The sequence below is a fragment of the Pseudobutyrivibrio sp. YE44 genome (assembly GCF_900104335.1).
GTDB lineage: Bacteria > Bacillota > Clostridia > Lachnospirales > Lachnospiraceae > Pseudobutyrivibrio.
The window spans coordinates 1-19,295 of sequence record NZ_FMXT01000014.1; the positions used below are offsets into that span (position 1 = coordinate 1).

Consider the following 19,295-nt stretch of genomic DNA (forward strand, 5'->3'; position numbering starts at 1 on the left):
GCTCTTCTGCTGGTGCTTCTTCTGCCACCGGCATGTCTAAGTCAATTCCTAAGTCTTCTACTGGTGCTTCCTCGGCTGCTACCTCTTCCATTGCTGGTTCTTCTACTAGTGTTTCTTCTGCCACCGGCATATCTAAGTCAATTCCCAGATCTTCCATAGGAGATTCCTCAACAGGTGCCTCCAATACTGGTTCTTCTGGAATTGGCTCTGCAGTAATTTCTGATTCTACAGGTATTTCCTGTTGAACTACTGGCTCTGGTATAGGTGCCGCAGCCGGAATTGGTGCAACTGGTGGTGCCACCATCTGAATTGGCTGTGCCATCAATGGTACACTATTTTGAATTTTACCTTCAATATTTGATATTTGCGTTGTTAACGCTGCTATTTTTTGCTGGATATCAAAATTCGATTCCTTCAGCATTGCCTGCTGTTTTTCAATTATTTGGCTATTACTTGTTTCAAGCTTTTCTTTAATTGAAAACAGTTGATTGATTAACTCATCATTTGAGTTCATCAAAGCATCCGTATTTTCTTTACTTCTTGATATAGTTACCTTTGCAACTGCTTTCTGTGCATTAATGATATCTTCAGCTGGTAAAGAGCTGTTTTCTTCGATGTTTCTTAGACGCTGGTCCATTTCATCAAAGCTTTTCTTTATGACGAGATACGAAGCCTTTTGTGCATTATAAATCTCTTCGTATTTTTGTGCTTCCATATCTTTATTCTTAAGAGATATGTCCAACACTCCACTTATTAGGAAAAATAGCGCAACTATCATCAGCAGTATGCCGGCTGCCATAAACATGAAGTTACTCTTAAAATTAATCATTATGTAGAGCTCCATGATTATTAAAACCGCAACTGCAATGCTAGATAGAATAATTTGGATCTTATCCTTTGCTATCTCTCGTTGGATTTTCTTGGTATTCTCGTCCATTGTGCCCCCTGATTATTGATTATTCTTATCAAACAGATGTACCATGTCTAATGCAAAAGAAATAGGATATAGCTGAACCATAACAGAATCAACTACTGTTCCAATTTTTAAATCGAATGTTATCTTAACAAAATCCACTTCTGGCGATTCAAATAACCTTTCAAATATTTTTACGCTCTCAACATCTATGTTGTCTGTTTTTGGTGGAGAAATATCAACTATTCTATTTAACAATTGAGACATTGACGATGCTGCACTACCCATCATCTGATTCATTGCTTCAGAAACAGCACTAAGCTGCAATTCTCCAATCTCTCCTGATGTATTAGTTCCGTCGCCTCCCATCATAAGATCTGCTATTATCTTTACATCATTTTCTTTTAATATTAAAACGTTACTTCCAGATAGACCCTTTACGTAATTGATATGAACCAATACACACACATTATGGTAATCATCTAGTGCTTCGCTTTTACGAATTAACTCAATATGTGGTGTAGTAATGTCTACCTTAAGATTATTTAGTAATGCACTAAGTGATGTTGCTGACGACCCCATACTAATATTAGCAATTTCACCTAGTGTATCTTGTTGCTCTTTAGTTAAAGTAACTTCTGCCATACATTACCGTCCTCCTCTTAAATATTTTCCCCCTCTATAAAAATTACTTATTTGCATTCTTAATTTGATTATACAATATTTGTAATTTTTAGACTACTTGTGGATTAAAACTATTTTTTGCAAAAATAGTCCTTCTATATCCACTATTAGCATTATTGTAACTTAATATTGCGAATTTTGTGTGGAAAAACTGTTATTATTCGCGTATATAAAAAGAGAAAGAGACACTTTTGCAATTAGATTATCTCTTTCTCTTTTACACCAATATTTTATTTTCTTATTGTAAATTAAAATGGAGCCCTTTGGCTCCACAATTTTACAGATGTTCCCTGGGGGAATCGAACCCTCAACTAGTGCTTAGGAGGCGCTTGTTATATCCATTTAACTAAGGGAACTCGTAATCGTAACTATTAGATTTTAATCTACTAATTACGAAAAATCAACAGTTCCCTGCAACCAAATTATTCCCTTAAATCGACGTCCTACAGCTGGTTCACCATAAAGATTCTTCTTGTTAATACATACCTCAAAAACAACATCATTGCTTTCAACAATCATCAAAACTAGCTCTTCCATAGTAAGATGATTTACTACTTCTTTAACATCCAGAATATTACCAAGAACTTCGTATTTATCATTTTCAATTCCATATGGCATAAAGAAGGTTGTTACGACACTAAGAATGTCTTCTCTTGTCACTCTTCTTGAAATTCGTTGATATAAATCAATCTCATCCATTGTAAGATTTTCAAGGGCTTCTTCATTTCCCTCACGTGCTTGTTCAACAAGATTGATTCTCTTCTGGTTGTTCATTTTTTCCTTTATACGACTTTTTTCATTGTCGTATACTGGTAAAAGAATCTTTCCGTCTACAGATAATGCTGCTAGTCTGATATCTGAGTTGTAACTCTTTTTATCCTTAAGATTCTTTCTTAAGAATGCTCCCATGTTTTGTAGCTGAAAAATAAGATTAACACCTAATCTAATTTCATCGCACATTGCATAGTAGTTATCTTTATCAGTTTGCTTTATTACTTCTACATCGTTCTTTATAGAAATTGACTCACCAAAATAAGATGGATAATAATAATCCAAAATAAATTCATCTTTTTCATTAAAAACGCCGCGTAATACTAGCCCTACATTATCGGCAACCATATATCTTAATTCTACGAATTGATTACCTTCATAATCAATTGCAGACTCCTGGTAATCAGGACGCAAGGTTATTTCAGTAATCAATTCTTCTATGGCTGTTTTATTAAGTTTTGTAAATCCAATCGCTGGTAAATACTGATGCACTTTACATTCCACCTATTGCTTGATCTAATGCCTGTTGTTCTTCTTCTGCAAGTTGAATTATAGAATTTCCATCTATAATCTCCTTAACATAAGTATAACAGCCTTCGCGAGAATGCATAGCATTAATTATGTATCCAGTATTTTTTTCATTTAACATACAAAGTGAGAAGCTAAGCTTTCCACCCATCTCATTAAATGCATCATACTTCACTAATCCAAATTTTTGGAAGCAGCTTTGCATATTCTTAAAGATTGAATCGATATTTCTTTCATTGCTAGCATTTGCTTCGATTAATTCATCAACCTGCTCTAATCGATATATTAATGTATCTTCTAATGATCTAGCATCACTGCCAAGCATAAAGATTTTATATCTTTTCTTAAGCTTAGACATTTGTGCTATAAAAACAATCAAAAGAATTATCATTATAAGGACAAGGGCTGCAAGTCCAATAATAATATAGTCTGAACTAAATCCTAAATATTGCTCTATCATTTTTGCTCCTATCGAACATATGTTTTATTTTATACTTTCAAGTAAATCAACAATTCTGTTTAACTCATCCTGGCTATAGTATTCAATTTCAAGCTTACCTGTTTTGTTATCCTTAGCATTGATAAACACTTTTGTACCAAGTACACTTTTAAGTTTTTCCTGAGTGTCTTGATAAATTGCTACAAGCTGAGGATCTAAGCCAGCTGCCTTTGCCTTCTTATCACCCTGCTTATCATTTAAGAGCTTCTTAACTTCTCTTTCAACGTCACGAACAGACATCTTTTCATCAAAAGCTCTCTCAGCAAACTCATACTGCTTTTCTGAATCTGTTATTGCAAGCATAGCACGAGCATGTCCAGTGGAAAGCTTATCATCAATAATCATATCCTGAACACGTCTATCAAGTTTTAGTAATCTAAGAGCATTTGTAATTGTAGTTCTGCTCTTTGATACTCTCTCTGCTACTTCATCCTGCTTAAGCTTAAACTCATCTATAAGTCTGGCAAATGCCATTGCTTCTTCAATTGGATTAAGCTGTTCTCTTTGAATGTTATCAATAAGAGAAATCTCAACGAACTCCTGCTCGCTAAGCTTTTTGATAATAACTGGTACTTTCTTAAAACCAGCAAGTCGTGCTGCTCTCCAACGACGTTCACCACCAATTATTTCATAATAAGATCCTCTATCCTGAACAATCAATGGGTTAACGATTCCATGAATTTTAATATTCTCGGATAATTCCTGAAGCTTGTCCTCATCAAAGTTTTTTCTTGGTTGAAGTTTATTTGGTTCAATCTTATTAATATCAACTTCAACTGGTGAACCATGCTCCTCTGGATTAGCAAGTACAACACCCTCTTCTTTCTTAACAATAAGAGAATCTAATCCCTTACCAAGTCCTCCCTTTTTTGCCATCTTATATATCCTTTCGTCCGATTATTTCTTTTGCAAGATTACGATAGCTTTCTGCACCAGCAGACTTTTCATCATATAAGTTAATAGGAAGTCCATGAGATGGAGCTTCTGCTAATCTTACATTTCTAGGAATAATTGTCTGATATACTGTTGCATTAAGATTATTCTTTACAGTATCAACTACATCAGAAGAAAGATTTGTTCTCTTATCATACATAGTAAATACTACACCATCAATTTTAAGCTTTGAATTAAGTCTTTGCTGAACTAGGTCGATTGTATGAATCAACTGGCTGATTCCTTCCAATGCATAATACTCACACTGAATAGGAACAAGAACTGAATCTGCAGTTGTCATTGCATTGATTGTAAGCATATTAAGTGAAGGAGGACAATCGATAATGACATAATCAAAATCATCCTTTATATAATCAACTGCATTTCTAAGAATATATTCTTTTTCATTAATACCAAGAAGCTCAATCTCAGCACCAGCTAAATCTACATTTGATGGAATAACTGTAAGGTTTGGAATATTTTCAACCTTATACATACATTCCTTAATGCTGCACTGATCAAGAACTAATTCATAAACAGTATTCTCACATTCATCTTTATCTAAACCAAGACCACTTGTTGCATTTCCCTGAGGATCAGTATCAATAACAAGTACCTTTTTTCCTGCTTCTGCTAAACATGCAGACAAGTTAATACTAGTAGTAGTCTTACCAACTCCACCCTTCTGGTTGGCAATTGCAATTACTCTTTTCATTTATTGTCTCCCTCTTTTCTTATTTATATATTACCTACTCAACTCTTAGAATTATATCATTCTAAAAATCTCAATTCTACCAAGAATATCTGTACGATTAGTTCTATATCTATGTTTTATTACTATATATAGTTATTATATTTATTATTAAATAATGTTTCACGTGAAACATATTATATTATAAATAGCAATATATAGGAGTTGAATCAAAAATCTTTATACTATATTTTGTGTTTAAGTAGGTTAGTAACCTATAAATGTTTCACGTGAAACATTCCTATATTTAGATTATGCACTATTTTTAGATACTAGATATTAAATTATTTAATTCAATTTGTGCTCTATATGGGTCTAACAAAATTAAATCATTTATAGATTTAAGACTATCAATTAATTGATTTTTATCTAATTTCAATGGATTATCATTGATAATCTCACTATCATTTTTTTTAATAACTGGCTTATTATGAATTACAGTATTACTTATTAATGCATTAAGCTCTGTTAATCTACTCTCAAAAAACTTCATTTTTTGTAATTTAATATCCATCTGAGAAGTTAGTTCATTAAGAGTAACTCTTACTTCTTCTGCTTTTTTATTATTTTTAGCATTAATATCACGTGGAGTAAACTCTTTAAAATATGATTCATTTGAATCTTCTAATAAAGAAAGAAACTTACTCTCTTCCTTAATCTTGGTTTCTAATAAATCAATATCTTCTTTTAATTGAATCTTTTCAGAAATAAGTTCTTCCTGATATTTTTTTAGGAAGTCATTAACCATATAATATATTCCCCCATATATAGTGTTAATAAATGAATCTAATAACAAAATATGTTTCATGTGAAACATATTTTATTATCTAAGTGGTTCCTTACTTGGAGTTCCAGCTTTACGAGGATATGCTTTAGGTGTATTTTTTTCTTTATTAATTATAAGAAAAGATCTACTAATATCAGTATCAGGTAAAATAAAATACACTGGCTTTTCCATAGAACCACCAAGCTTCTTTACAGCAGAACCTGATTCTACTATTTCAGCATCTACATCTCCAGATTTAAAACTAATAAAATAACCACCTATATTAACTAATGGTAAACAATACTCTGATAAAGTAGCAATATTAGCAACAGCACGAGAAACAACTAAATCAAACTGTTCTCTATATAATTTATTACGTCCAGCTTCTTCTGCTCTAGAATGAATAAGTGTAACATTAGTAAGACCTATAGCATCAACAACGTCCTGAAGAAACTTGATTCTTTTATTAAGAGAATCAATAAGAGTAAACTGTAAATCAGGATAAGCTATAGCCATAGGAATACCAGGAAAACCAGCACCTGTTCCTAAGTCACATACAGTCTGTACAGATTCAGGAAGAACAGTACATATAGATAAACTATCTACAAAATGTTTTACTACTACTTCATCAAATTCAGTAATAGCAGTAAGGTTCATTACTTTATTTTTATCTATTAACATTTCATAGAAAGTATCAAGCTGTTTAATCTGTTTTTCATTAAGACTAAAATTCCACCCTGATAAAGTGTTAATTAAATATGAATAATCTCTACTCATAAATCTCCTTTATTTTTTTAGATGTTTTTAAGGGTACATTTATATACCCCTAAAACTAACCTTTAAAAGTTTCAAGATAAACTAAAAGCACAGAAATATCAGCTGGACTTACTCCAGATATACGAGAAGCCTGTCCAATATTTGCAGGACGTAATTTTGTAAGCTTCTGACGAGCCTCTAAACGTAAACTAGAAACATCCTCATAATTTATATTTTGTGGTATAACTTTAGATTCAAGTTTTTTGAATTGTTTAACCTGTTTTTCCTGTCTAGAAAGATATCCCTCATACTTAATATAAATATTAACTTCTTCTCTAACTTCATCAGAAAGCTCTGGACGTTCTGGATCAATAGAAGCAAGCTTATCATAATCAAGTTCTGGACGTCTAATTAAGTCAACAAGCTTTATACCATTTGAAAGAGGAATACTTCCATAAGATTCAAGAAGCTCTTGAACCTCTTTACGAGCCCCAATATTTATTTCTTTAACTCTAGCAACCTCTTCTTCTATTAAACGCTCCTTTTCAACAACATAGTCATAGCGTTCTTTAGATAAAAGACCAACCTCGTATCCGATTTTAGAGAGGCGTAAATCTGCATTATCTTGCCTAAGTAATAGTCTATATTCAGCTCTAGAAGTCATCATTCTATATGGCTCTTTTGTTTCCTTTGTAACAAGGTCATCGATAAGAACACCAATATAAGAATTACTTCTATCAAGAATCATTGGATCTTTTCCTAATAATTTAAGGGCAGCATTAATACCTGCAACAAGACCTTGAGCTGCTGCTTCTTCATAACCACTACTTCCATTAAACTGACCAGCAGCAAAAAGACCTGAAATATCTTTAAATTCAAGAGATGCTTTTAGTTGAGTTGCGTTTATACAATCATACTCAATAGCATAAGCATTACGAACAAACTTACAATTTTCAAGACCAGGAACGGTTCTATACATAGCATACTGAACATCTTCTGGCATTGAAGAACTCATACCACCAATATACATCTCATTAGTATTAAGACCCTCAGGTTCAACAAAAAGTTGATGACGATTCTTATCAGCAAAACGAACTACCTTATCCTCAATACTTGGACAATATCTAGGGCCAGTACCTTCAATTACTCCTGAGTACATAGGAGAACGATCAAGGTTTGCTCGAATAATTTCATGAGTTTTTTCATTAGTATAAGTTAAATAACATGGAACCTGTTCAATCTGAACAGATTCACGTGGCGTACTAAATGAAAATGGAATAACAGGGTTATCTCCATATTGTGGTTCCATCTTAGAATAATCAATAGAATTTCCATCAATTCTTGCTGGAGTACCGGTTTTAAAGCGGTTCATTTCTACATTATTAGCGAGTAATGAATCTGTAAGATGATTAGCTGCCTTTAATCCATTTGGTCCACAATGTTCAATAACATTTCCATACAAACATCTTGCCTTAAGATAAGTTCCTGTACAAATAACAACTGCTTTACAATGATAAGTTGCACCAGAAAGTGTTTTTACGCCAGCAACCTTTTTATCTTCAATAATTAATTCTGCAACTTCAGCCTGTCTTAATGTAAGATTAGGAGTTTGCTGCATAACTTTTTTCATTCTCATAGAATATGCTGCTTTATCTGCTTGTGCTCTAAGAGAATGAACAGCAGGACCTTTTGAAGAATTAAGCATCTTAGATTGAATAAAGGTATGATCAATATTAATACCCATCTCACCACCAAGAGCATCAAGCTCTCTTACAAGATGTCCCTTTGAACTGCCACCAATATTAGGATTACATGGCATTAATGCAACCGAATCCATACTAACTGTAAAACAAATAGTATTTAATCCCATTCGAGCAGAAGCTAATGCGGCTTCACAACCAGCATGGCCTGCACCTATAACTACTACATCATAGGATTCTTCAACGTAACTCATTAAAATACTCCTTCAAAAATCATATCATTTTCCCATACAAAATTCAGAGAAAATCTTATTTGCTAAATCATCTTCAATAGTTTCACCAGTAATTTCACCTAAATAGTTATAGGCATCCATTAAGTCAATGGAAAAGAAATCTTCTGGCATCATATTTTCAATACTAGTCAAAACATTAGTTAAACTGTTTTTTGCATTTGATAAACAACCAGCCTGTCTTGAATTTGTAATATACAAAGTATCATCTGATTTAACCTGACCAGTGAAAAACATATCAGTTATTTTTGATTCTAAAGTTTTCAATCCATCTAAGCTAACAGATGAAAAAGAAATAACAGGTTTATTATATTTATTGTATATTTCTTCCTCGCTAATTTTTGATACGAGGTCAGATTTATTAAGCAAAATTATGACTTTTTTATCTATAATTTTATTAATAATAAATTCATCATTCTCATCTAATGGTCTAGAGGAATCAATTACAAATAAAATTAAATCAGCATCATCAATAGAATCAATAGCCTTATCAACACCAATTTTTTCTACGACATCATCAGTCTCTCTGATACCTGCTGTATCGATAATATTTAAAGCAACTCCATTAATTGTGATTTGCTCTTCCAAAGTATCACGTGTTGTACCAGGAATATCTGTAACAATAGCTCGTTCTCTTCTAGATAAAGTATTTAAAAGAGAAGACTTTCCTGCATTAGGCTTTCCTAAAATTAATGTATTAATTCCTTCTTTTAAAATATGACCAGAATTAAAGGAATCAATTAAATCATTAATTGAATCAAGCATATTATTAACTTTAGTAGAAAGTTCTTCTGGATAACCAGTTAAATCATAATGCTCTGGATCATCTAAAGCTGATTCTATATAAGCAGTTTCATAAAGAATCTTATCCCTTAAATCAACAATAATTTTATTTAAAGAACCAGAAAGCTGTTTAATAGAATTTTTCATAGCTAATTCAGAATTAGATGAAATTAAATCCATAATAGATTCAGCTTCTGATAAATCAATACGTCCATTTAAAAAGGCACGTTTTGTAAACTCACCAGGTTCAGCAATACGAGCACCTTTTTTTATTAATAAAGAAAGAACCTTTTTTAAAATCAAAATACCACCATGACAATCAATCTCAATAGTGTCTTCAGTAGTATAAGAACGTGGTCCTTTCATAATCATGATAAGAACTTCATCTACTAACTCTTCTTCATCATAAATATGTCCATACTGAATAGTATGAGTTTCACATTCTGCTAATTTATTCTTACCACGAAAAATAGAATCCACAATAGAAATGGATTCTTCACCACTAACTCTGATAATACCAATACCAGAACTATTCATAGATGTAGCTATAGCACAAATGGTATCGCTTTGATACATAATGCCTCCAATTTAAAATGCTTACTAAACCAAAGTAAAAATAACAGTAATTCTATTATCTTAACTTAAGCTTAGAAATACATAATCAAATATAAAGGGCTAGTCTATATTATAAGACTAACCCTAAAAAATCAAAAGAAGGATTTCTATTTCTTAAGAGTAATTACAACATAACGATATGGCTCTTCACCCTCTGAATGTGTTGTAACATTATTATCATTCTGAAGTGCTGAATGAATAATACGTCTTTCATAAGGATTCATAGCTTCAAGAGTAACAGCCTTCTTTGTTCTCTTTACCTTGCTAGCCATATTCTTTGCAAGATTTTCTAAAGTATCTTTTCTACGACGTCTGTAATCCTCAGTGTCAATCTTAACTCTTGTATAGTTTTCAGAAGAACGATTAACTGCAAGATTTGTAAGATACTGTAAAGAATCAAGAGTCTGTCCTCTTTTACCAATTAAAACTCCCATTTCTGGACCAGCTAAATCAATTAAAAGAGTATTATCACTTTCATCTAATTCCATTGTAAGATTAACTTCAAGCTGCATAGCTTCAAAAACTCCATCAAGGAATTCTTTTGCAACCTGCTTTGGATCTTCATAAGAAGAAATAACTACTTTAATTACAGCATCCTTTGAACCAATACCAAGGAAACCATTGCTTCCCTCTTCTACAACTTCGTATTTAATCTCACTAGAAGTAACACCTAAAGCAACTGTAGCATTAGTAAGTGCATCATCTACAGTTTTTCCAGTAAATTCTTTATATTCCATTTATTACTTCCCCCTTATTTATTATTCATTTCATTAAACTGCTTAACAAGATTTGCTTTTGAAGCAAGTGAACCGTCGCTGGCACTAGATCTTAACTCTTCTGCCTTCTTAAGTGTATCCTCATTATCATTAACAAGGTTTGCTTTTGAAGCAAGTGTATTATTCTTTGTGCTCATACGAGCAGCTTCATAAATCTGAGCCTGACGAATACCACGCTTTTCAGCCTTAGCAGCTGCTTTTTCTTTATTCTTTTCAATAATGCTTTCAAGATCAATCTTCTCAAAATGCTTATTTAAGAAGTACTGCTGAATACAACGAACAACAGCACCAGCAATCCAGTAAAGACCAAGACCTACAGGAACTGAGAAACAGAAGAAAAGTGAAACAAGTGGCATCATAAGATTCATAGTCTTCATCTGCTGTGCCATCTGATCAGACTGACCTTCTGTAGATGTTGGTGTAAGTTTGATATTTGCTACCTGAGATAAGTATGCAAAAACTGGAACTAAAATAGCACAAATAATAATTGCAAAATTCTTAGTATCAGATGTCCATCCACTCTTGATAAGACTAAGTGGAGTTTCTGAAATATTAAGAATAAATAAGTAATTAACCTTATCTAAAGCATTGTGTGTAGATGTAATAACACTATCTAAACCAGAGAAATTTGATGAAAGAGCATCCCATCCTGACTGTGGAAGCTTATATAAAACATCAATAATAGAATCTGAAATAACTGTTGTATCTTTTCCTGTAAATGTAGGACTAAGAGTCTTTATTCCAGTTTCATCAAAAATAGACTGCATGGTCTTTGCAAAACCATCAGTTGCCATAATTCCATCAACAAGATCTGTAAAGATATTTTTAACTGATGAAATATAAGCAGGAACATTATAGAAAACTCTATAAAGAGCAAAAAGAATTGGCATCTGAATAATCATATATCCACAGCTACCAGCCATAGATACACCATACTTATCATAAAGAGCCTGAGTCTCTTCCTGCTGCTTCTGCATAGAAGCCTGATCTTTTTTACCTTTATATTTATCCTGAATAGCTTTCATTTCAGGCTGCATCTTACGCTGTAAACAAGCAAATTTCTGTTGTTTATATGTAAGAGGAAACATACAAAGATAAATGAAAATAGTGAAAACAATGATTGTAACAGCTATATTCTCAATTCCAAGCTGAGAAAGGAGAGTATAGATTTTGTCCATAAACCATCCTAATACCTTTGCAATAGGTCCGAGGATGGAACCGTTATAAGCGGTTAAAAAAAGTTCGCTCAATGTAAAACCTCCAGTTACTAAGGAACCGGATCATAACCACCACGTGAAAAAGGATTACAACGCAAAAGACGCCATGTAGTCAAACAACCTCCTTTTATGACCCCATATTTAGTAATAGCCTGAAGACCATAATTAGAACATGTAGGACAATAAGGACATTTAGTACGTTTCATCGGAGATATATATTTTTGATAAAACCTAATTAAAAATATAAAAAACTTCTTCAACATAATAGAAACGATGATTCCAATTATTTTCTAGTTACTTTGTGAAGATTTGCAAGATGAAGCAAAGATTTTTGTATCTCTTCGAAATTTGCAGATGCTGAGGCCTCTCTTGCAACGACTACAATGTCCAAACCACTATTGAACATCTCTTCATTTAGTCTATAACTTTCTCTTATCAGTCTCGTCAAATGATGTCTAACTACCGAATTTCCAACCTTTTTACTAACAGAAATTCCAATACGATTTCGATCTGTCTTATTATGGTATATATACATAACAAGCTGTCTATTAGCTTTTGATACACCTCGTCTGTATACAGTTGTGAAGTCCTTATTCTTTTTTAGAGATTCACTAAATTCCATAACAAATATTTTCCTTTAAATAGAAAGAAAGACCACATGGTCTGTGGCCTAAGCTGATAACTTCTTTCTTCCTTTTGCACGTCTAGCAGCAAGAACTTTACGTCCACCTGCTGTGCTCATTCTAGATCTAAATCCGTGTACTTTGGATCTCTGTCTCTTTTTTGGTTGATATGTCATCTTCATAATATATCCACCTCCTCTTTATGAGAAAACATCAGTTGAAATTATAAAGGCAAAAGCCTATAAAGTCAATAAAAAATGAAGTATTTAAAACTAAATATGATTGTGGATAACTAAAAAACACAATATATTTAAGAACTTGAAATGAATGAATACTAAATATTGTGTTAAAAGTGATAAAAAAAATTTTTATTTATCTACAAGCTGTGGAAAACATTGTGGATAACACTAAATAAAATGAAAGTTATCAACATAAAATGATAAAATTCCTAAATATTTACTATTTTTATGTGGATAAAAAAGATACTCAATTGTGGATAAAAAATAATAAGTCAAATAAGGCCTCAAATTCACAAAATAAGACAATTTTCTTTTCAAACAATCCCCTACACCATTTCCCACTAAATATTGCTAAAATGCCATATTTGGTTTAGAATAAAAAAGAATATATTTAAATGTGGATAAAAGGGAATATATATGGAAGAAATTGTTAAAAATAAATGGGATGAAATTCTATCCTATTTAAAAAATGAATATGCTATTACAGATGTGTCTTATGATTCTTGGATAAAACCTCTTGAATTATTCCAAATAGAAGATAATAAATTATATCTCACATATAGTGGTGATCAAAATACAATGACTCTAGGATATGTAACTAGAAAATATGCAACACCACTTAAAGTTACTATAGCTGAAATCACAGGAATACAATTCGATGAAATCTTAGTTATTTCACAGGAAAATGCAAATCAAATTAATAAAGAAAAAAATGCTGGTCTTATTAATATAGAAGAAACAACATCTTACGGTGAAAGAAAGATTGGTAACTCTACTATAAATCCAAAATTCACTTTTGATAATTTTGTCGTTGGTAGAAATAATAGATTTGCACAGACAGCTGCTCTTGCAGTTGCTGAATCACCAGGTGAATTTTACAATCCTCTATATATTTATGGAGGTCCAGGACTTGGTAAAACCCACTTAATGCAAGCAATTGGAAATTATATAGAAAATCAAAATCCAAATACTCATATCTTATATGTTACTTCAGAGGAATTTACAAATGAAGTTATTGAAAATATGAGAACAAATAATAATGCAACAGCAATGCAGAGATTTAGAGATAAATATCGTACTGTTGATGTATTAATGGTTGATGATATTCAATTTATTATAGGAAAGGAAGCAACTCAGGAAGAGTTTTTCCATACCTTTAATGCTTTACATGCAATGGGAAAGCAAATTGTTATTTCATCTGATAAACCTCCAAAGGATATGGAAACACTTGATGATCGTTTCAAATCAAGATTCGATATGGGTCTTATGGCAGATATTGGATATCCAGATTATGAAACACGTATGGCCATCCTTAGTAAAAAGATTGAAGAAAAAAATTTCAACTTAGATGAATCAATTAGAAAATATATTGCTGAGAACATCCAATCAAACATTAGAGAAATTGAAGGAGCTCTTAATAAGCTTATTGCTTTTTCTAGATTGGAAAAAATTGATATTACAATGGAGATAGCTGAAAGAGAGCTCCAAAACTTCATATCTCCTAATATTTCAAGAGAAATTACTCCTCAGCTTATTATAGAAGTTGTATCTGAGCACTTTAATATTACAGTTGATCAGATGGCATCAAAAAACAGATCTAGCTCAGTAGTTAGACCAAGACAAATTGCTATGTATTTGTGTAACACAATGACAGATTCTTCATTACAGGCAATAGGCCTACTTCTTGGAGGAAGAGATCATTCAACAATCATCCATGGAGCAAATAAAATCGAAGAAGAAATCGATAAGGATGAAAACACAAAGAACTTAGTAGAAACAATTAAAAAGAAAATCAATCCTAATTAATGTGTAAAACATGTTGATAACCCTTTGGATAAATTGTTAAAAGTATGTGAATCACCTGAGGATAAACAAATACTTTAAAAGTTTGAACAAATTTTATTCACAAAATATCCATACATTATCAATAATTAATTCACAGATTTTCTAGATTTAACTTTTTATGTTTTACGTATAAATACTTAGGTTTCACAGTTATATACAAATCAACAACCTATAAGAATAGTACTTAGAAAATATATTTTATTTATTTTATTTAGAAAGGGAGTAAACAAATGAAAATCACTTGTCAAAAATCCGACCTGCTAAAAGGCGTTAATATTGTATCAAAAGCAGTTCCTACCAGAACTACAATGGCAATACTTGAATGTATCCTTATTGATGCATCTTCTGGAGAAATTAAACTTACTGCTAATGATCTTGAAATAGGAATAGAAACTATTATTAATGGAACAATTTCTGAAAGAGGTATTGTAGCTCTTGATGCTAAAAAGTTTCCTGAGATAGTTAGAAAGCTTCCTGATAATGAAGTTACTATAGAAACAGATTCAAATTACAAAACATCAATTACATGTGAAAAACTTAAATTTGATATTGTAGGAAAATCTGGAGAAAACTTCTCTTATATTCCTCAGTTTGAAAGAACACAGCCTATCAATATTTCACAGTTCACTTTTAGAGATATTATTAGTAAAACAATTTTCTCTGTTGCAGATAATGACAACAATAAAATGATGACAGGTGAGCTTCTTGAGATTAAAGATAATAAGCTTAAGGTTGTAGCACTTGATGGTCATAGAGTTTCAATTAGAAATGTTGACCTTAAATCTGAGACAAGTGATGTTAAAGTTGTTGTTCCAAAGAAGACATTAAACGAAATTATAAAAATCATAGATGGTGGTGTTGATGATGTAGTAAATATCTATGTTAATGACAATAACATTATCTTTGAGTTTGACAGAACAACAGTTGTATCTAGAATTATTGAAGGTGATTATTTCAAAATTGAGCAGATGCTCTCTGCTGACTATGATACAAAGATTAAGATTAACAAAAAAGAATTCTTTAATTGTATCGATAGAGCAAGCATCCTTGTTCATGAAGGAGATAAAAAGCCAATTATTGTTAATACTGGTGACAACACAATGTCCCTTTCAATTTCGTCACACTTTGGTTCATTGAACGAAGATATTGATATTGTTAAAGAGGGTAAAGATATTATGATTGGATTTAATCCAAAGTTTGTAATGGATGCCCTTAGAGCAATTGATGATGAAGAAATCAATCTTTATATGTTAAATGCAAAGAGTCCTTGCTTTATTAAGGATGATGAAGGCTCATATGTTTATATTGTCCTTCCTGTAAACTTTAATAATCCTGGAGCAAACTAGGAGTAAATGATGGAAACTATTCAAATTAGAGATGAATTTATAAAGCTTGGTCAGCTTCTTAAACTTGCTAATCTTGTTGAATCAGGTGCAATGGCAAAAGAAGTTATTGAAGATGGTCTTGTTAAATATAATGGTGAAGTTGAAACTCGCCGTGGCAAGAAAATATATCCTGGAGATGTAGTGGAATTTAATGGAGAAAGCGTAACAGTTACCAATGATAATTAAATCCATTGAGTTAGAGAATTTTAGAAATTATGAATCATTGAATATTGATTTCGATGAGCACACTACTATTCTCTTTGGGGATAATGCCCAAGGAAAAACAAATATTTTAGAGGCTGCTTACTTATCGGGAACTACAAAATCACATAAGGGTAGCCGTGATAAAGAAATAATAAAATTTGATAAAAACGAAAGTCATATAAAGACTATAGTTTCAAAGAATGATAGAGAATATCAAATAGATATTCATTTAAAGAAGAATAAATCAAAGGGAATTGCTATAAATAGAGTTCCAATAAAAAAAGCAGCAGATTTATTTGGTCTTATAAATATAATTTTCTTTTCTCCAGAGGATTTAAACATAATAAAAAATGGTCCTGCTGAGAGAAGAAAGTTTATGGATGCAGAGCTATGTCAGATTGATAAAATATATCTTTCTGATTTATCAAATTATAATAAGGCTTTAAATCAAAGAAATGCACTTTTAAAAGAAATGATTTATAAGCCTGATTTAAAAGAAACTTTGCCTATTTGGGATGAACAACTTATCAATTATGGTAAAAAGATAATCACAAGAAGGCAAAAATTTATTGATGATATCAACATTATTGTTAAAGATATTCACAGCAAAATCACTTCTGGAAAAGAAAATATTGATGTTTCTTATGATCCAAATATCGAAGATATCTTCTTTCTTGATGAATTAGTTAAAAATAAAGAAAAAGATATGAGATTTTGCCAGACTAGCGTTGGTCCTCATAGAGATGATATTAAAATAACTGTTGATGGAATCGATATTAGAAAATTCGGAAGTCAGGGTCAACAAAGGACCTGTGCACTTTCTCTAAAGCTATCAGAAATAAAGCTTGTCGAAAATACAATAAATGACAAGCCTATTCTATTATTAGATGATGTTTTATCTGAACTTGATAAAAATCGTCAAAGTGATCTACTTGATAATCTACTTGATACGCAGACTATTATTACCTGTACAGGTATAGATGAATTTGTAAGCAATAGATTTAAGTTAAATACTGTATATAAAGTAACAAATGGTTCTATAGAATTAATTACGGAGGAACTAAATGAGTAACGAAGCAAATCAGGAATATGGTGCAGATCAAATACAGATTTTGGAGGGACTAGAAGCAGTCCGTAAACGTCCAGGTATGTATATAGGCTCAACTTCAGAGCGTGGTCTTCATCATTTGGTTTATGAAATTGTTGATAATGCCGTTGATGAGGCACTTGCAGGATTTTGTAAACATATCCAAGTAACAATTAATCCAGATAATTCCATTACAGTTGTAGATGATGGACGAGGAATTCCTACAGGTATCAACAGTAAAGCTGGAATTCCAGCTGTTGAAGTTGTTTTTACAGTACTTCATGCAGGTGGAAAATTTGGCGGTGGCGGCTACAAGGTTTCAGGTGGTCTTCATGGTGTAGGTGCTTCTGTAGTTAATGCGCTTTCAAATTGGGTTGAAGTTGAAATTAAGCGTGATGGCAAGATTTTCAAACAACGCTATGAGCGTGGAAAAACTATGTATCCACTTAAAGAAATTGGAACTTGCAGTCCAGAAGAAACTGGAACAAAGGTAACATTCCTTCCAGATGATACTATTTTTGAAACAACTATTTTTGACTTTAAAACCTTAAAGGTTCGTCTTCGTGAAACTGCTTTTCTTACAAAGGGACTTCGTATTACTCTTACAGATACAAGAGGTGATGAACCTAGAGAAGAAAGCTTCCATTACGAAGGTGGTATTAAAGAATTTGTCCAGTACATAAACCGTGGAAATGAAGCGCTTTATGATGATGTTATTTACTGCGAAGGCACAAAGGATAATATCTACGTTGAAGTTGCAATGCAGCACAACGATGGATATCAGGACCAGGCTTACAGTTATGTAAATAATATTGTTACACCTGAAGGTGGTACTCATCTTACTGGTTTCAGAGGTGCTCTTACAAAGGTATTTAATAAATACGCTAGAGATAATAAGATTTTAAAGGATAGTGATCCTCAGCTTGATGGTGATGATATTCGTGAAGGATTGGCTGCAATCATTTCAATTAAGATTGAAGAGCCACAGTTTGAAGGACAGACAAAGCAAAAGCTTGGAAATTCAGAAGCTAGAGGAGCTGTTGATTCAATTGTAACTGAGCAGCTTACATGGTTCCTTGAACAAAATCCTGCTACTGCTAAAAAGATATGCGAAAAATCTCTTATGGCACAGCGTGCAAGAGAAGCAGCTAGAAAAGCTAGAGATTTAAGTAGAAGAAAGACTCCTCTTGAAGGAATGTCACTTCCAGGAAAGCTTGCTGATTGTTCAGATAAGGATCCAAAGAATTGTGAAATCTTCATCGTAGAGGGTGATTCCGCTGGTGGTTCTGCTAAGAAAGCAAGAAGCCGTGCAACACAGGCTATTCTTCCACTTCGTGGAAAAATTCTTAACGTTGAAAAGGCTAGAGAAGATAGAATTTATGGTAATGCCGAAATCAAAGCAATGATTACAGCTTTTGGTACAGGTATTCATGAAGATTTTGATATTTCAAAGCTTCGTTATCATAAAATTATTATTATGACTGATGCCGATGTGGATGGTGCTCATATTGCAACACTTATGCTTACCTTCCTTTACAGATTTATGCCAGAGCTTATAAAGCAGGGATATGTATATCTTGCTACTCCTCCACTTTACAAGCTTGAGAAAAATAAAAAGGTTTGGTACGCATACTCAGATGAAGAATTAAACAAGATTCTTACTGAAGTCGGCAGAGATAACAATAATAAGATTCAGCGATACAAGGGTCTTGGTGAGATGGATGCTGAACAGCTTTGGGAAACAACCATGGATCCTGAAAAGAGAATCCTTAAGCGTGTTGTTATTGATGATGAAGATGTTTCAGAAATCAATGTTACATTCTCAACTCTTATGGGTGATAACGTAGAACCTAGAAGAGAATTCATTGAAGCAAACGCTAAATATGTACAGAACTTAGATATCTAATAGTTAAAAAATTTCGGGGCTTCG

Annotated in this window: 19 protein-coding genes, 1 tRNA gene and 1 pseudogene; 5 read left to right on the top strand and 16 right to left on the bottom strand. The window is 32.3% G+C overall.

The window, feature by feature from the left end; all coding sequences use genetic code 11:
- The 16 genes and pseudogenes from BLR54_RS13205 to rpmH form a co-directional block, all read right to left on the bottom strand.
- Positions 1–937: pseudogene (locus BLR54_RS13205) on the bottom strand (hypothetical protein); the annotation flags it as partial.
- A 12-nt stretch (positions 938–949) separates the two neighbouring features.
- Positions 950–1,558 (bottom strand): flagellar motor switch phosphatase FliY, encoded by a 609-nt coding sequence (fliY, locus tag BLR54_RS13210; RefSeq protein WP_090421856.1) that lies wholly within the window; start codon positions 1,556–1,558, stop codon positions 950–952.
- 323 nt (positions 1,559–1,881) lie between these two features.
- Positions 1,882–1,953 (bottom strand) — tRNA-Arg (locus BLR54_RS13215).
- Positions 1,954–1,987: 34 nt separating this feature from the next.
- Entirely contained in the window at positions 1,988–2,860 is an 873-nt protein-coding gene (locus tag BLR54_RS13220) for a DUF3881 family protein (RefSeq protein ID WP_176761952.1), read from the bottom strand.
- 1 nt (position 2,861) lies between these two features.
- A complete protein-coding gene (locus BLR54_RS13225) occupies positions 2,862–3,356 on the bottom strand; it encodes a DUF4446 family protein (RefSeq protein ID WP_090421861.1) in 495 nt (164 codons plus the stop codon).
- Between the two features lie 24 nt (positions 3,357–3,380).
- Positions 3,381–4,271, bottom strand: coding sequence for a ParB/RepB/Spo0J family partition protein (locus BLR54_RS13230; RefSeq protein ID WP_090421863.1), 891 nt, complete (start codon positions 4,269–4,271; stop codon positions 3,381–3,383).
- 1 nt (position 4,272) lies between these two features.
- Positions 4,273–5,043 (bottom strand): ParA family protein, encoded by a 771-nt coding sequence (locus BLR54_RS13235; protein ID WP_090421865.1) that lies wholly within the window; start codon positions 5,041–5,043, stop codon positions 4,273–4,275.
- A 301-nt stretch (positions 5,044–5,344) separates the two neighbouring features.
- Positions 5,345–5,827 (bottom strand): hypothetical protein, encoded by a 483-nt coding sequence (locus BLR54_RS13240; RefSeq protein WP_090421867.1) that lies wholly within the window; start codon positions 5,825–5,827, stop codon positions 5,345–5,347.
- Positions 5,828–5,902: 75 nt separating this feature from the next.
- Positions 5,903–6,622: a 16S rRNA (guanine(527)-N(7))-methyltransferase RsmG gene (gene rsmG / locus BLR54_RS13245; protein ID WP_090421869.1), complete on the bottom strand. Its 720-nt coding sequence runs from the start codon at positions 6,620–6,622 to the stop codon at positions 5,903–5,905.
- A 55-nt stretch (positions 6,623–6,677) separates the two neighbouring features.
- A complete protein-coding gene (gene mnmG, locus BLR54_RS13250; protein WP_090421871.1) occupies positions 6,678–8,555 on the bottom strand; it encodes a tRNA uridine-5-carboxymethylaminomethyl(34) synthesis enzyme MnmG in 1,878 nt (625 codons plus the stop codon).
- Between the two features lie 24 nt (positions 8,556–8,579).
- Entirely contained in the window at positions 8,580–9,950 is a 1,371-nt protein-coding gene (gene mnmE, locus BLR54_RS13255; RefSeq protein ID WP_090421873.1) for a tRNA uridine-5-carboxymethylaminomethyl(34) synthesis GTPase MnmE, read from the bottom strand.
- Between the two features lie 146 nt (positions 9,951–10,096).
- The gene (gene jag / locus BLR54_RS13260) at positions 10,097–10,726 is read right to left on the bottom strand and encodes an RNA-binding cell elongation regulator Jag/EloR (protein WP_090421874.1); all 630 of its coding nucleotides are present in this window, start codon (positions 10,724–10,726) and stop codon (positions 10,097–10,099) included.
- Between the two features lie 14 nt (positions 10,727–10,740).
- On the bottom strand, positions 10,741–12,015 hold the full coding sequence (locus tag BLR54_RS13265; RefSeq protein WP_242871256.1) for a YidC/Oxa1 family membrane protein insertase: 1,275 nt from the start codon (positions 12,013–12,015) through the stop codon (positions 10,741–10,743).
- 17 nt (positions 12,016–12,032) lie between these two features.
- A complete protein-coding gene (gene yidD, locus BLR54_RS13270; protein ID WP_176761953.1) occupies positions 12,033–12,245 on the bottom strand; it encodes a membrane protein insertion efficiency factor YidD in 213 nt (70 codons plus the stop codon).
- Between the two features lie 20 nt (positions 12,246–12,265).
- Complete coding sequence (gene rnpA, locus BLR54_RS13275; protein WP_090421876.1) at positions 12,266–12,604, bottom strand: ribonuclease P protein component; 339 nt, start codon at positions 12,602–12,604, stop codon at positions 12,266–12,268.
- A gap of 48 nt (positions 12,605–12,652) precedes the next feature.
- On the bottom strand, positions 12,653–12,787 hold the full coding sequence (gene rpmH / locus BLR54_RS13280) for a 50S ribosomal protein L34 (protein WP_015550658.1): 135 nt from the start codon (positions 12,785–12,787) through the stop codon (positions 12,653–12,655).
- A 474-nt stretch (positions 12,788–13,261) separates the two neighbouring features.
- Between rpmH and dnaA the strand changes: the two genes are divergently transcribed.
- From dnaA to gyrB, 5 genes are all read left to right on the top strand, one after another.
- The gene (gene dnaA, locus BLR54_RS13285) at positions 13,262–14,650 is read left to right on the top strand and encodes a chromosomal replication initiator protein DnaA (RefSeq protein ID WP_090421878.1); all 1,389 of its coding nucleotides are present in this window, start codon (positions 13,262–13,264) and stop codon (positions 14,648–14,650) included.
- Between the two features lie 269 nt (positions 14,651–14,919).
- Positions 14,920–16,035: a DNA polymerase III subunit beta gene (gene dnaN, locus BLR54_RS13290; RefSeq protein WP_090421880.1), complete on the top strand. Its 1,116-nt coding sequence runs from the start codon at positions 14,920–14,922 to the stop codon at positions 16,033–16,035.
- A 9-nt stretch (positions 16,036–16,044) separates the two neighbouring features.
- Positions 16,045–16,260 (top strand): S4 domain-containing protein YaaA, encoded by a 216-nt coding sequence (gene yaaA, locus BLR54_RS13295; RefSeq protein ID WP_090421882.1) that lies wholly within the window; start codon positions 16,045–16,047, stop codon positions 16,258–16,260.
- Positions 16,250–17,350 (top strand): DNA replication/repair protein RecF, encoded by a 1,101-nt coding sequence (gene recF / locus BLR54_RS13300; RefSeq protein ID WP_090421884.1) that lies wholly within the window; start codon positions 16,250–16,252, stop codon positions 17,348–17,350. Before yaaA ends, recF begins: the two co-directional genes overlap by 11 nt.
- A complete protein-coding gene (gene gyrB / locus BLR54_RS13305; RefSeq protein WP_090421886.1) occupies positions 17,343–19,271 on the top strand; it encodes a DNA topoisomerase (ATP-hydrolyzing) subunit B in 1,929 nt (642 codons plus the stop codon). Before recF ends, gyrB begins: the two co-directional genes overlap by 8 nt.
- Positions 19,272–19,295: the final 24 nt, after the last annotated feature.